At 34.8% G+C, this 886-nt stretch carries 1 protein-coding gene; it reads right to left on the bottom strand.

The annotated features are described in order from the left end of the window. On the bottom strand, window positions 1–873 hold an 873-nt coding region (locus Q0856_RS17995), incomplete at its 3' end, for an integrase core domain-containing protein (protein WP_298507223.1). Window positions 874–886 lie beyond the last annotated feature (13 nt).

Below are 886 nucleotides of genomic sequence, written 5' to 3'. Positions count from 1 at the left end.
AGCAGGTGTTTTCATGTCTAAAGCTTCGTGTGGTCTTATGTTATTATATTGTTTTACAAAGTGATTTAAACGTCTTTGTTGTGCTTTTAAATCATAAGCCGCAGGTTTAGCACAAGCAGCCTTTAAATCACGATGCATACGTTCATGTCTGCCATTTTGTTGTGGCTGTCCAGGGTCAGAGAAAACAGGTGTAATTCCTAGTTCAATAAACCAATAAGAGAGTTGCGTAAATCTTTGAATAGCCCTTACAGAACCAAAGGGGCTCCCATTATCGGTGTGCAATTGTTTAGGTATGCCATATATTCTAAAAACCCTTTTAAATTCTGCTTTTGCGGCCTTCAGGTTTTCTTTATAATGCCCTTTGGCAGTAAAAAGAAATCGACTTTTAGAGTCCGCAATTGTTAATGGGTGACAATAAATTTTATTACCCATTAGAAACTTGCCTTTATAGTCAGCACTCCATACTTCATTACATGATTTAGGATCGAAAATAGGGTGTGTTGGTTTTACTCTTCTCATTCTTTTTTGAGGACATACTAAACCGTTTTTCTTTAGAATATTATGAACAGTAACCACTGAAGGGATTTGTTGTCTTGCATATTCTTTAAACAATAATTCTCTAATTTTTTTAGCACCCCAAAGTTTGTATTCTGTTTTTAGATTTAGAATACTTTTAATGATGTTTTCTTTAGTTGCGTTGGGATGATTTGAAGGTGCTCTAGATTGTTTTTTTAAGCCCTCAAAGCCTTGTTTTTCAAACCTGCTTATTAACTTATAAGCAGTAGGCCTAGAGCTTTCAAAGCTTCTGCATAATTCTGTGATGGTATATTTTCCTGTACGCCATTCACAAATAAATTCGATTTTTTGTTCCATAGTTGTTGTTGTT

Source organism: uncultured Maribacter sp. (assembly GCF_947496775.1).
Taxonomy (GTDB): domain Bacteria; phylum Bacteroidota; class Bacteroidia; order Flavobacteriales; family Flavobacteriaceae; genus Maribacter_B.
Note: the sequence above shows the minus strand (reverse complement) of the source record. Positions and strands in the feature narration are given on the sequence as shown.